Raw genomic sequence first — 12,961 nt, 5'->3', positions numbered from 1 at the left:
GCTCACGGCGGGTCGGACGCGAGCGACGGGGGGATCTCAGGAACCATGTCGGACCAGATCGTGAAATCCTCCGGCAGGGCCGCCCGCGGCGCGGCCGCCCACCCGGCCGCCGGCACGGAGCCGGCCTGTCCGGAAGCCGCCGCCAGGCTCGACGAACGCCGCCGCCTCCGGCGCGAGTTGCACGATTCACTGGCCCCCCGGCTGGCCGCCCTGCACATGCGGATGGAACTGACCGGGCTCGAACTGGGCGGTGACGCCGGGCGGGCGCCGGCCCTGCTGGCCCGGGCCCGGGAGGACGTCGGCGCCGCCATCGCCGACGTCCGCCGGGTGATCCGCGACCTCGACCGCTCCGAGCCCCGGACCGCCGGACCCGCCGGGACGCTGCGCCGGTTCCTGGACCGGCAGGTCCGCGCCTTCGAGGAGGCCGGGGCCGGCCGGCTGCGCTTCGTCACCGAGTTGCCGGCCGCCCTGGACGATTTCCCGGCCGAGGTCCAGAACGAATTGCAGAAGATATCCGGCGAGGCCCTCGCCAATGTCGTCCGGCACGCGCGGGCGACGGTCTGCCGGATCTGCGCATCGGTCGGCCGGAACGGTCTGACCCTGTCGATCGAGGACGACGGGATCGGAATTCCCCCGGACGCGCCCTGCGGAATCGGACTTCCGTCGATGTACGTCCGCACCAAGGAACTCGGCGGCATTTTCTCGGTCGCGGCCCGCAACCCGCACGGCACCGCGGTCCGGATCCGGCTGCCGCACCAGGAGCCGGCCGACGGCACCGGCCCGCTCGACTGATCCGCTCCCGTCCTCCCCGCTCCTCCCCGCTCCTCCCGCTCCTCCCGGGGCCTCGCGGCGTCCGTGCCCGACCGACCCGCGCCGGCCCCGGCCTCCCCCGCGTTCCGCGCCTCTCCCAGGAGCCCCCATGGACCCGGTCGCGCCCCGAGAGCTCCGCATCCTGGTCGTCGACGACCACGAGCTGTTCCGGGCGGGTTTGCGCCAACTCCTCAACCGGATCGACTCGCTGACGGTGGTCGGTGAGGCGTCCGACGGCGCGGAGGCGCTCGCCGCCGCCGAGCGGCTCGCTCCCGACGTCGTCCTGATGGACATCGGCATGCCCGGCACCGACGGCATCGAGGCGACCCGCTCCCTGGTCGCCCGCCACCCCGGGGTCGCGGTGGTGATGCTGACCGCCGACGACAACGACGACTCCGTCGCCGCGGCGGTCCGGGCCGGCGCCCGGGGCTACCTGGTCAAGGGCGCCGGGCTGGACGACGTCCGCCGCGCCGTCACCGCGGCCGGCCGGGGCGGGACACCGTGCGGCCCGCAGGCCGCCCCCCGGACGCGGCGGGCCGGCCCCGGCGGCTGAACCGGCGGCCCGGCCCGCCGGTCAGCGTTCCAGCAGGCGCGCCCACAGCTCCTCCTCGGACCGGGTCAACGGCGCGCCGCCCGCCCCGGACCGTTCCGGATGCCACGGCGGCACCCCGGGCGGGGGCAGCGCGTCCTGCGGTTTCCGCGCTCCCGGCAGCGCGTCGGGCGAGGCCATCGCCCCCATCACCAGCCCGAGCCAGATCAGCCCGTCCGCCAGGTGGCGGCCGGTCCGCCGCAGCCACCGGCGCAGCAGCAGACGGCGGTGGGCGCGGCGCAGGGCGGTTCGCATCGGGGCCTCCGGCGGGACGGCGGCGGGGGGCGGCGCCACGGCGGTGCAGCGGCCGTCCGTCCCACCGCGCGAGCGGCCGGGACTCCCCGGCACGCTGGAAACCTTTCCTGCCCCGCCCCCGGTCACGGCCCCTCACCCGGGCGACCGAAGCGCGGCGGGCGGCACGCGCCCCATCGTCGGTGCCGCACGCCGGGGCGGGGGCCGGCCCGGACGGGCGTCCCGGTATTTTTATTTGGACCGAGTGCACAATGAATGCCGGAGCACCCGCCTCAGGAGACGTCGACAGCCCATGAGCCCACGCCAGTACCGAGCCGGCCAGCGCCAGGTGGCCGCCGAACAGACCCGCACCCGCATCCTGGAGGCGGCCTGCGAGCTGCTGACCGGGGAGAAGGGCCCGGCCTCGTTCAGCATGGACGCGGTCGCCAAGACCGCCGGTGTGGCGCGGATGACCGTCTACTACCAGTTCGACTCGAAGACCGGCCTGCTGGAGGCGCTCTTCGACGACCTGGCCCAGCGCGGCGGCATGGCCGGGATGCCCGCGGCGTTCACGGCGCCCAGCGGCCGGGAGGCGCTCTCCGCCCTCCTCGACGTGCTCGCCGGCTTCTACGCCTCCGGCCGGGTCGCCCTGCGACGGCTGCGCGGACTGGCCATCCTCGACCCGGAGCTCGACACCGCGCTGCAGAGCCGGGGCGAGCGGCGGCGCGGCGGCCTGCGGGTGGTGCTCGGCCGGGTGCTCGCCGACCGCGACGCGCAGCTCGGCGAGGCGGAGCTCGACGAGCTGGTGGCGGTGCTCTTCATGCTGACCAGCTTCGAGAGCTTCGACCTGCTGGCCGGGCCGGACGTCGACAGCGCCGCGGTGGCCCGCCGGGTCGAGGAGCTGATTCTCGCCGTCCTCGACCGGCGGCTCGCGGCCGCCTGACGCCCGGCGGCGCGGGCGCGGCGGCGTCCGGACGCACCGGAACCCCCGGCCGGACGGCCGGGGGCCGGCGCGGGGAGCCCCGACGCGGCGGCTCAGCCCTTGACGCAGACCACCTGCTTGAGGTGCGCCACGACCTCGACCAGGTCCCGCTGCTGCTCGATCACCTTCTCGATCGGCTTGTACGCGCCGGGGATCTCGTCCACCACCCCCGCGTCCTTGCGGCACTCCACGCCCTTGGTCTGCTCGGCCAGGTCCTGCGTGGTGAACCGCTTCTTCGCGGCGCTGCGGCTCATCTTCCGGCCGGCGCCGTGCGAGGCCGAGTTGAACGACGCCTCGTTGCCCAGTCCGCGCACGATGTACGACCCGGTGCCCATCGACCCCGGGATGATCCCGTGGTCGCCCGACCCGGCGCGGATCGCGCCCTTGCGGGTGACCAACAGGTCGACGCCGTCGTAGCGCTCCTCCGAGACGTAGTTGTGGTGGCAGCTGATCACCTCGTCGAAACCGACCTTCGCCCGCGGGAACTCCCGCCGGACCACGTCCTGGAACAGCGCCATCATCAGCGCCCGGTTGCGCTTGGCGTACTCCTGCGCCCAGAAGAGGTCCTGCCGGTACGCGGCCATCTGCGGGGTGTCCGCGACGAACACCGCGAGGTCACGGTCGATCAGGCCCTGGTTGTGCGGCAGCGACTGGGCCACGCCCATGTGGTGCTCCGCCAGCTCCTTGCCGATGTTGCGCGAGCCGGAGTGCAGCATCAGCCAGACCGCGCCGGTGTCGTCGACGCAGACCTCGATGAAGTGGTTGCCGCCGCCGAGCGTCGCCATCTGCTGGGCCGCCCGCTCACGGCGCCACTTCACCTCGGGGGCGACCGCGTCGAAGCGCTGCCAGAATTCGTCCCAGCCGCCGGTCGGCACACCGTGCAGCCGGCCCGGGTCGACCGGGTCGCCGTGCATGCCTCGGCCGACCGGGATGGCCTGCTCGATCCGCGAGCGCAGCCGCGACAGGTCGTCCGGCAGGTCCTTCGCGGTGAGCGAGGTCTTCACCGCGCTCATCCCGCAGCCGATGTCCACGCCGACCGCCGCCGGGCAGACGGCGCCGCGCATGGCGATCACCGAGCCCACCGTCGCGCCCTTGCCCAGGTGGACGTCGGGCATCACGGCGAGCCCGTGCAGCCAGGGCAGCGAGCTGATGTTGCGCAGCTGCTGCATCGCCTGGCCCTCGACGGTGGCCGGGTCGGTCCACATCCGGATCGGAACCCGGACGCCGGGTACCTCGGTGTACGACATGGTTCAACGACCTCCAAGGTCGGATGGTTCAAGCCTAGGCGGGGTGTCCGCCCCGGGGGATGCCGCGCGAAGGGACCCGGCGCGACGCGGGGATGTCAGAGGTCGGCGACGCTCAGGCGGCCGAGGGGCATCGGGAGGACAGTCTCGGGGAGCGCCGCTGGAATGGCTCGACCCGCATGGTGACCGCCTCCTCTCCGTGTGTGTGACCGGTGCCGGGGGCTATCTACCCACGCACGGCGCCACCGCCGCAAGGGAATTAACGCCGCGACGCAGGAGGGCCCGGCGGAGCGTCGGAACGCTCCACCGGGCCCTCGGTGCCTTGCTGCCCCGGGTCAGGCGCTGATCACGGTGACCTCGCCGATGCCCAGCTCCCGCACCGCGTCCGCGAACGCCGCGGCGTCGCCGACCAGGACGGTGACCAGCCGGTCCGGCGGGAACGCCTTGACCACGGCCTCGGTGGCGGCGGCGGTCGGCAGCTCGGCCAGCTGCCGGTAGACCTCCGCCTGGAAGTCGTCGGCCAGGTGCTGCTCGACCTGGTCGGCCAGGGTGCCGGCCACCGAGCCCGCCGTCTCGTACTTCAGCGGCGCCACGCCGACCAGGAACTGCACGGCCTCGGCGCGCTCCGCGTCGGTGAGCCCCTCGGCGGCCAGCGTGCGCAGGATCGTCCAGGTGTCGGCCAGCGCCGGGGCGGTGGAGGCGGTGTCCACCGAGCCGCTGATCGCCAGCAGGGAGCGCCCGCTGCCGTCGGCGGCCGAGCGCAGCGGCTGGGCGAAGGCCCGCACGCCGTAGGTGTAGCCCTTCTCCTCGCGCAGCACCCGGTCCAGCCGGGAGGTGAGGGTGCCGCCCAGGCAGTAGGTGCCGAGGATCTGCGCGGCCCAGCTCGGGTCGTGCCGGTCCGGGCCGATCCGGCCGATCAGCAGCTGGGTCTGCACCGAGCCCGGGCGGTCCACGATGATCACCCGGCCGGTGTCGTCGGCGGTCACCGGCGCGTGCGCGCTCGGCTCGGCCGCGGAGCCCTTCCAGGCGCCCAGGGTGGACTCCAGCAGGGCCGGCAGGTCGGTGCCGGTGAGGTCGCCGACCACGACCACGGTGGTGGTGGCGGGCCGCACGTGCGCCTCGTAGAAGGCCCGGACGGCGGCCCGGTCGATCGTCTTGACCGTCTCGGCGGTGCCGGCGCGCGGCCGCGACAGCCGGTCGGCGCCGTCGAACAGCTCGGCGTACAGCGCCTTGGCGGCCCGCCGGGCCGGGTTGGCCTGCTCGTGCACGATCTCGTCCAGCCGGTTGGCGACCAGCCGCTCGATCTCGTTCTCCGGCAGCGCCGGGCTGCCCAGCGCGGCGGCCAGCAGGTCCAGGCCGCGGGCCAGCCGGGAGGCCGGGACCTCCAGCGAGACCCGGATGCACGGGTGGTCCGCGTGCGCGTCCAGGGTCGCGCCGGCCCGCTCCAGCTCCGCCGCGAACTCCTCGGCCGTCAGCGTGTCGGTGCCCTCGCTGAGCGCCCGGGCCAGGATCGAGGCGACGCCGTCCGCGCCCTCCGGCTCGGCCGCGAGCGGCGCGTCGAGCAGCACGTCGACGGCCACCAGCTGCTGCCCGGGGCGGTGGCAGTGCAGCACCGTGATGCCGTTGCCGAGCGCGGCGCGCTCCGGCGCCGGGAACGCCCACGGGCCGGGGGTGCCGGGCTGGGGCTGGGGGTGGAAGGTCATGGCGGGGACGTACTCGGTGCTCATACGGCGGCGCCCTCCTCGTCGGTCTCGGCGGTGGCAGCGGTGTCGTCGGCGGTGTCCTCGGCCGGGGTCGGCTCGTACACCAGCACCGCCCGGTTCTGCGGGTGCAGCCGCGCGGCGGCGATCTCCCGCACCTCCTCGGCGGTGACGTCGAGGACCTTGGGCAGGGCGTCGTTCAGCAGCTTCGGGTCGCCGAACAGCACGGCGTAGCGGCAGAGTTCGTCGGCGCGGCCGGCCACCGTGGTGAGCCGGTCCAGCCACTCGCGCTCGATCTGCGCCTGGGCGCGCTCCAGCTCGGCCGGGGTCGGTCCCTCGGCGGCGAACCGGGCCAGCTCCTCGTCGACGGCCGCGTCGATCTGCTCGATGGTGGCGTCGCCCGAGGTCTTGACGTCCAGCCAGCCCAGGCTCGGCGCGCCGGACAGCCGCAGCAGGCCGAAGCCGGCCGCGACGGCGGTGCGGTCCCGGCGGACCAGCCGGTTGTACAGCCGGCTCGACTCGCCGCTGCCGAGGATGGTCAGCGCCAGGTCGGCGGCGTCCGCCTCGCGGGTGCCGTCGTGCGGCAGCCGGTAGGCGGCCATCAGCGCGCGGGACGGCACGTCCTCGCGGATCAGCTCGCGCAGCTCCCGGCCGACCGTCTCCGGCAGGCTGCCGTCGCGCGGCGGCTGCTTGCCGTCGTGCGCGGGGATGCTGCCGAAGTACTTCTCCACCCAGGCGACGGTCTGCTCGGGGTCGATGTCGCCGACCACCGACAGCACCGCGTTGTTGGGCGCGTAGTAGGTGCGGAAGAACGCCCGGGCGTCCTCCAGGGTGGCCGCGTCCAGGTCGGCCATCGAGCCGATCGGGGTGTGGTGGTACGGGTGGCCGTCCGGGAAGGACAGCGCGGCGAGCTTCTCGAACGCGGTGCCGTAGGGCACGTTGTCGTACCGCTGGCGGCGCTCGTTCTTCACCACGTCGCGCTGGTTCTCCATCGACGTCTCGTCGAGGGCCGCCAGCAGCGAGCCCATCCGGTCCGCCTCCAGCCAGAGCGCCAGCTCCAACTGGTGGGCCGGCATGGTCTCGAAGTAGTTGGTGCGCTCGAAGCTGGTGGTGCCGTTGAGCGAGCCGCCGGCGCCCTGGACCAGCTCGAAGTGCCCGTTGTTGGACACGTTGGCGGACCCCTGGAACATCAGGTGCTCGAACAGGTGGGCCAGCCCGGTGCGGCCCTTCACCTCGTGCCGGGATCCGACGTCGTACCAGAGGCAGACCGCTGCCACCGGGGTCAGGTGGTCCTCGGAGAGGACGACGCGCAGGCCGTTGGCCAGGCGGTGCTCGGTGATGGCGATGCCTCGCTGGGAGGCGGGGGCCGGGTTGGCCATGCGCTCGGGTCCTTCCCGTCGTCGAAGTCGGGGTTCGTGTGGCGTCCCCCATTGTGGTGCAACGCGCGAACGGCGTGGATGTGTCCGCGCGGACGGGGCGTTCGCCAGGGGCGGAAGAGGGGCGCTGGCCGGGACTGTCGGCGGGAGGGTCCACAATGGGGGCGCCGAGCCCTGTTGACAGACCCGCCGACAGCCCCGGCGAAACCGCGCCGACGAGACGTGGACGAGACGCAAGCGAGACGTAAGGGAGCCCCGCCGCGATGGCCCGCCGCAGTTCGCAGACCCCGCCCCCCGGAGACTTCGAGGAGCGCATCCTCGACGTCGACGTCGTGGACGAGATGCAGGGCTCGTTCCTCGAGTACGCCTACTCGGTCATCTACTCCCGGGCCCTCCCGGACGCCCGGGACGGCCTCAAGCCGGTGCATCGCCGCATCCTCTACCAGGCCAACGAGATGGGCCTGCGCCCGGAGCGCGGCCACGTCAAGTGCGCCCGCCTGGTCGGCGAGGTGATGGGCCGGCTGCACCCGCACGGCGACGCCTCCATCTACGACTCGGTCGTCCGGATGGCCCAGCCGTTCTCGATGCGGCTGCCGCTGATCGACGGCCACGGCAACTTCGGCTCGCTCGGCAACGACGACCCGCCGGCGGCGATGCGGTACACCGAGTCCCGGCTGACCGCCGCCTCGATGGCCATGGTCGAGTCGATCCACGAGGAGACCGTCGACTTCGGGCCCAACTACGACGGCAGCGAGCAGGAGCCGCTGGCGCTCCCGGCGGCCTTCCCCAACCTGCTGGTCAACGGCGCCACCGGCATCGCCGTCGGCATGGCCACCAACATGCCGCCGCACAACCTCTCCGAGGTCGTCGCCGCCGCCCGCCACCTGATCAAGCACCCGAACGCCGACCTCGACACCCTCATGCGGTTCGTCCCCGGCCCGGACCTGCCCACCGGCGGACGGATCGTCGGCCTCTCCGGCATCCGGGACGCCTACGAGTCCGGCCGCGGCACCTTCAAGATCCGCGCCACCACGAGCATCGAGGCGGTCACCGCCCGCCGCAAGGGCATCGTGGTCACCGAGCTGCCGTACAACGTCGGCCCGGAGAAGGTCATCTCCAAGATCAAGGACCTGGTCAACGCCAAGAAGCTCCAGGGCATCGCGGACGTCAAGGACCTCACCGACCGCGAGCACGGGCTGCGCCTGGTCATCGAGGTCAAGAACGGCTTCGTGCCCGAGGCCCTGCTGGAGCAGCTCTACAAGCTGACGCCGATGGAGGAGACCTTCGGCATCAACAACGTGGCGCTGGTCGACGGCCAGCCGCTCACCCTCGGCCTCAAGGAGCTGCTGGAGGTCTACGTCGACCACCGCTTCGAGGTGGTCCGCCGGCGCAGCGACTTCCGCCGCCGCAAGCGCCAGGAGCGGCTGCACCTGGTCGAGGGCCTGCTGGTCGCGCTGGTCGACATCGACGAGGTCATCGCGATCATCCGGTCGAGCGACAACGCCGCCCAGGCCAAGGAGCGCCTGATGGAGCGCTTCTCGCTGTCCGAGACGCAGACCGCGTACATCCTCGACACCCCGCTGCGCCGGCTCACCCGCTTCGACCGGGTCGAGCTGGAGCAGGAGCAGGCCAAGCTGACCTCCGAGATCGCCGACCTGACCGAGATCCTGGAGTCGGACAGCAAGCTGCGCAGCGTCGTCTCCGGCGAACTCGGCGCCGTCGCGAAGCAGTTCGGCACCGAGCGGCGCACCGTCCTGCTGGAGGCCGGCGCCGCCCCGGCCGCCTCGCTGACCGTCCCGCTGGAGGTCGCCGACGACCCGTGCCGGGTGCTGCTCTCCTCCACCGGCCTGCTCGCCCGCACCGCCGACGGCGAGCCGTTCGAGCTCTCCGAGAAGCGCGCCAAGCATGACGTGATCGTCTCCGCGGTGCCCACCACCGCCCGGGCCGACGTCGGCGTGGTCACCTCGGCCGGCCGGGTTCTGCGGCTGCCGGTCATCGACCTGCCTGCGCTGCCGCCCACCCCCTCGCCGACGCTGGCCGGCGGCGCCGCCGTCACCGAGTTCCTCCGGCTGGAGGCCGACGAGCGGGTCCTCGCGCTGACCACCCTGGACGAGTCCTCCCCCGGCCTGGCGCTGGGCACGGTGCAGGGCGTGGTCAAGCGGGTGGTCCCCGAATGGCCCGCCAACAAGGACGAGTTCGAGGTGATCGCGCTCAAGGACGGCGACGAGGTGATCGGCGCGGTCGAGCTGCGCACCGGCGAGGAGGACCTCGTCTTCATCACCTCCGACGCCCAGCTGCTGCGCTACCCCGCCGGACAGGTCCGCCCGCAGGGCCGACCGGCCGGCGGCATGGCCGGCATCAAGCTCGCGGACGGCGCCCGGGTGCTCTCCTTCACCGCCGTCGACCCGGCCGCCGACGCGGTGGTCGTGTCGGTGGCCGGCACCTCCGGCACGCTGGCCGGCGAGGCGCAGTCCTCCTGGAAGGTCACCCCCTTCGAGCAGTACCCGCGCAAGGGCCGCGCCACCGGCGGCGTGCGCTGCCACCGCTTCCTGCGCGGCGAGGACGCCCTCGCGTTCGCCTGGGCCGGCCCGGCGCCCGCCCGCGCCGCCACGGCCAAGGGCGCCCCGGTCGACCTGCCGGAGCGCGACCCGCGCCGGGACGGTTCCGGCACCCCCGTGACCACCCCGGTCAGCACCGTCGCCGGTCCCGCCTGACCGCCGTTCCCCCCGCAGGGCGCCGGACCCGTCCGGCGCCCTGCGGCGTTCCCGCCCGCACGCGTCCGTCCCGCCCGCACGCCTCCGTCCCGCCCCGGCGGCCGCGCCGCGGCGGACCGGCAAGGGTAGCCTTACCGGGGTGAGCACCTGTGCGACCCTGTCGCGTGAACTGTCGGAACCCCTGGCCGCCACCGCCGCGACCGCGACCACCTGGCTGCTGGTGGAACAGAACGGTCCGTGGGGGGCGAAGGCGCTCGCCGAGAGCCATCTGGACCCGGCGGTCGGGCGGGCCCTGGACGCGGCGGCGGCCGGCACCGGGGTGCGGGTGGCGCTGATCCGGCGACCCGGGCGGCACGCGGACTGCCTGCCGACGGCCCGCCACGAGGTGATCGTGGCGCACACCGTCCCGGCCCCCGGCCGCAGCTGGGTGCGCCGCCACGAGGTGGCCGACCCGGCGGAGCTCCTCGCGCTGGACTTCGCGGCGCTGGGCGCCGGCGACCACGGCGGCCTCGGGGTGCCGCACGTCGGCGGCCCGGTCGCCCTGGTGTGCACCAACGGCCGCCGGGACCGCTGCTGCGCGCTGCTGGGCCGCCCGCTCGCGGCCGATCTGGCCGCCGCCGGCCACAGCGAGGTGTGGGAGGTGACCCACCTGGGCGGCCACCGCTTCTCCCCCACCGTGCTGGTGCTGCCGTACGGCTACGCGTACGGCCGGCTGACCGCCGAGTCCGCCAAGGAGGTGCTGGCGGCGACGGCCGCCGGCCACGTGGTGCCGGAGTGGTCGCGCGGCTGCTCCGGCTGGGAGCGTCCCGGCCAGGCGGCCGACCACGCCGTGCGGCTGGCCACCGGGGAGACCAGGGCCGACGCGCTCACCGTGGCCCAGCACGAGGACGGCGCGGGCCGCTGGCGGGTCGAGGTCCGGCACGAGGACGGCCGGGCCTGGGAGGTCCGGGTGGTCGAGGGCGTCAGCGAACCGGCCCGGCCGGAGAGTTGCGGCAAGGCTGCGGCCACCCCGTCCCGGATGGAGGCCGTCTCGCTCCGGGAGCTGTGACGTGCGACGACCCCCGGCGGATGCCCGCCGGGGGTCGTCGCTGCCCGGGCTGCTCAGACCGCCCCGGCTCCGGTCAGCGAGCGGACCTCCAGCTCGGCGTACCGGTCCGGATCGGCCGTCTCGGGCGAGAGGAGGGTGCCGATCCAGCCGGCCAGGAAGCCGAGCGGGATGGAGACGATGCCCGGGTTCTCCAGCGGGAACCAGTGGAAGTCCATCCCCGGGAACAAGGCCACCTTGGTGCCGGAGACCACCGGCGAGAAGGCCACCAGCACCACCGCGGGAACCAGCCCGCCGTACACCGACCAGACCGCGCCGCGGGCGGTGAACCGCCGCCAGAACAGGCTGTAGAGCAGGACCGGCAGATTGGCGGAGGCGGCGACGGCGAAGGCCAGGCCGACCAGGAAGGCGACGTTCAGCTGCTGGGCGAAGAGGCTCAGCACGATCGCCACCGCGCCGATCCCGACCGCCGCGATCCGCGCCACCAGGACCTCGTCCTGCTCGGCGACCGCGGGCGCGCCGTCCGCCTCCGCCCCGGTCCCGGTCCAGGCGTCCGCCTCGCCGCGGGCCCGCCGGGAGGCCGGCACCACGGCTCCCCCGCCGCGGGCGCCCCGGCCGCCGCGCCGGTCGCGCGAACCCCGCCGGTCGCGCGAGCCGCGGGGCCGTCCGCGCCAGGCGCCCGCCCAGATGTCGTGGGCGAACGCCGCCGAGGAGGCCAGGGTGAGCCCGGCGACCACGGCGAGGATGGTGGCGAAGGCGATCGCCGAGATCAGCGCGAACAGCACCACCCCGCCGGTGGAGCCGTTGCCGCCGCCGAGCACCAGGGCGAGCAGCGGGACGGCGGTGTTGCCCGCCGAGTTGGCCTGCCGGACCTCGGCCGAGCCGATCAGCGCGGTGGCCCCGAGGCCGAGCGCGATGGCCATCAGGTAGAAGCCGCCGACCAGGCCGATCGCCCACATCGTCGAACGCCGGGCGGCCCGCGCGGTGGGCACGGTGTAGAAGCGGGACAGGATGTGCGGCAGACCGGCGGTGCCCAGCACCAGGGCCAGGCCCAGGCTGAAGAAGTCCAGCCGGCTGGTGAAGCTCTTGCCGTACTTCAGCCCGGGCTCCAGGTAGCGCTGCCCGGCGCCGCTGTGCTGGGCCGCCTGCCGCATCAGTTCGGCGACGTCCCCGTGGAAGCGGACCACCAGCAGCACGGTCAGCACCACCGAGCCGGCGACCAGCAGGAACGCCTTGACGATCTGGATCCAGGTGGTGGCCCGCATACCGCCGATCGTGACGTAGACGATCATCAGACCGCCCACCGCCACGATGGTCCAGGTCCGGGCCTGGGCGCTGTTGGTGCCGAGCAGCAGGGCGACCAGACTGCCCGCGCCGACCATCTGGGCGACCAGGTAGAACAGCGTGACGACGACACTGGCACCGCCGGCCGCCGCCCGGACCTTGCGCCGGCGCAGGCGCAGCGCCAGCACGTCGGCCAGGGTGTACCGGCCGGCGTTGCGGACCAGTTCGGCGACCAGCATCAGCACCACCAGCCAGGCGACCAGGAAGCCGATGCTGTAGAGCACGCCGTCGTACCCGTAGAGCGCGATCAGCCCGGCGACGCCGAGGAAGGAGGCGGCGGAGAGGTAGTCGCCGGAGAGCGCGAAGCCGTTCTGCAGCGGCGTGAAGTCGCGGCCGCCGGCGTAGAAGTCCTCGGCGGCGTTGCCGCCGCGGCGGCCGGCCCAGAAGGTGATCGCCAGGGTGACCAGGACGACGACGGCGAAGAGCACCACGGCCAGTCCGTGGTGGTCCCCGGTGGCGGCGACGGGGGGCGGGGTGGCGGCCCTCATCGCAGCTGGTCCTGGGTGTCCCAGCGCAGCGACAGGGCGGCCCGGTCGCGCTGGGTGCGGGCGTTGCGGGCGTAGAGCCAGGCCAGCAGGAAGGTGGTGGCGAACTGCAACAGGCCGAGCAGCCAGGCCACGTTGACCGGGCCGGCGACCGGACGGCGCATCAGCCCGGGGGCCGCGGTCTGGGCGGCCACGTAGAGCAGGTACCAGCCGAGGAAGACGCCGGTGACCGGGAAGACGAACGTCCGGTAGCTGTGGCGGATCCGCTGGAAGGCCGCGCTGCGCTGGACGGCCCGGTACACCTCGGTGCTGCTGTCGACCCCGGGCGCCTCGTCGGCCACCTCGTCGGGCACGGCCGCCGGCGCGGGGACCGGAACGGCGGTCCCCGGTACGGGGGCTCCCGGCGCGGCCCCCGGAACGGCGGTCCCCGGCGCGGTCCCG

Annotated in this window: 11 protein-coding genes; 5 read left to right on the top strand and 6 right to left on the bottom strand. The window is 74.4% G+C overall.

All coding sequences use genetic code 11. The features are described 5' to 3' along the window. Positions 1–45 precede the first annotated feature (45 nt). Both ACFVVL_RS32685 and ACFVVL_RS32680 read left to right on the top strand, forming a co-directional pair. Positions 46–792 (top strand): sensor histidine kinase, encoded by a 747-nt coding sequence (locus ACFVVL_RS32685; RefSeq protein ID WP_387681672.1) that lies wholly within the window; start codon positions 46–48, stop codon positions 790–792. A gap of 127 nt (positions 793–919) precedes the next feature. Next, complete coding sequence (locus ACFVVL_RS32680; protein WP_387681669.1) at positions 920–1,363, top strand: response regulator transcription factor; 444 nt, start codon at positions 920–922, stop codon at positions 1,361–1,363. Between the two features lie 21 nt (positions 1,364–1,384). On the opposite strand, the gene ACFVVL_RS32675 is transcribed toward ACFVVL_RS32680, so the two are convergent. Then, on the bottom strand, positions 1,385–1,654 hold the full coding sequence (locus ACFVVL_RS32675) for a hypothetical protein (RefSeq protein ID WP_380295666.1): 270 nt from the start codon (positions 1,652–1,654) through the stop codon (positions 1,385–1,387). A gap of 289 nt (positions 1,655–1,943) precedes the next feature. Here ACFVVL_RS32675 and ACFVVL_RS32670 point away from each other — a divergent pair, with 289 nt between their 5' ends. After that, positions 1,944–2,573, top strand: coding sequence for a TetR/AcrR family transcriptional regulator (locus tag ACFVVL_RS32670; protein ID WP_387681666.1), 630 nt, complete (start codon positions 1,944–1,946; stop codon positions 2,571–2,573). A 92-nt stretch (positions 2,574–2,665) separates the two neighbouring features. Here the strand turns inward: ACFVVL_RS32670 and ACFVVL_RS32665 are convergent, their stop codons facing one another. From ACFVVL_RS32665 to ACFVVL_RS32655, 3 genes are all read right to left on the bottom strand, one after another. Then, a complete protein-coding gene (locus ACFVVL_RS32665) occupies positions 2,666–3,859 on the bottom strand; it encodes an RtcB family protein (protein ID WP_387681663.1) in 1,194 nt (397 codons plus the stop codon). Between the two features lie 332 nt (positions 3,860–4,191). Then, positions 4,192–5,559 (bottom strand): M16 family metallopeptidase, encoded by a 1,368-nt coding sequence (locus ACFVVL_RS32660; RefSeq protein WP_380295676.1) that lies wholly within the window; start codon positions 5,557–5,559, stop codon positions 4,192–4,194. A gap of 20 nt (positions 5,560–5,579) precedes the next feature. Next, positions 5,580–6,935, bottom strand: a complete 1,356-nt coding sequence (locus tag ACFVVL_RS32655) for a M16 family metallopeptidase (protein ID WP_380295669.1) — start codon at positions 6,933–6,935, stop codon at positions 5,580–5,582. A 260-nt stretch (positions 6,936–7,195) separates the two neighbouring features. Here ACFVVL_RS32655 and ACFVVL_RS32650 point away from each other — a divergent pair, with 260 nt between their 5' ends. Beyond that, entirely contained in the window at positions 7,196–9,646 is a 2,451-nt protein-coding gene (locus ACFVVL_RS32650; RefSeq protein WP_387681660.1) for a DNA topoisomerase (ATP-hydrolyzing) subunit A, read from the top strand. Between the two features lie 139 nt (positions 9,647–9,785). Then, on the top strand, positions 9,786–10,694 hold the full coding sequence (locus ACFVVL_RS32645) for a sucrase ferredoxin (RefSeq protein ID WP_380295673.1): 909 nt from the start codon (positions 9,786–9,788) through the stop codon (positions 10,692–10,694). 53 nt (positions 10,695–10,747) lie between these two features. On the opposite strand, the gene ACFVVL_RS32640 is transcribed toward ACFVVL_RS32645, so the two are convergent. Both ACFVVL_RS32640 and ACFVVL_RS32635 read right to left on the bottom strand, forming a co-directional pair. Continuing rightward, positions 10,748–12,523, bottom strand: coding sequence for a cation acetate symporter (locus ACFVVL_RS32640; RefSeq protein ID WP_387681657.1), 1,776 nt, complete (start codon positions 12,521–12,523; stop codon positions 10,748–10,750). Continuing rightward, positions 12,520–12,873: a DUF485 domain-containing protein gene (locus ACFVVL_RS32635; RefSeq protein ID WP_380295753.1), complete on the bottom strand. Its 354-nt coding sequence runs from the start codon at positions 12,871–12,873 to the stop codon at positions 12,520–12,522. Before ACFVVL_RS32635 ends, ACFVVL_RS32640 begins: the two co-directional genes overlap by 4 nt. Between the last annotated feature and the right edge of the window lie 88 nt (positions 12,874–12,961).

This window comes from Kitasatospora sp. NPDC058115 (genome assembly GCF_042884635.1).
GTDB lineage: Bacteria > Actinomycetota > Actinomycetes > Streptomycetales > Streptomycetaceae > Kitasatospora.
This window is presented reverse-complemented; position numbering and strand designations above follow the sequence as displayed.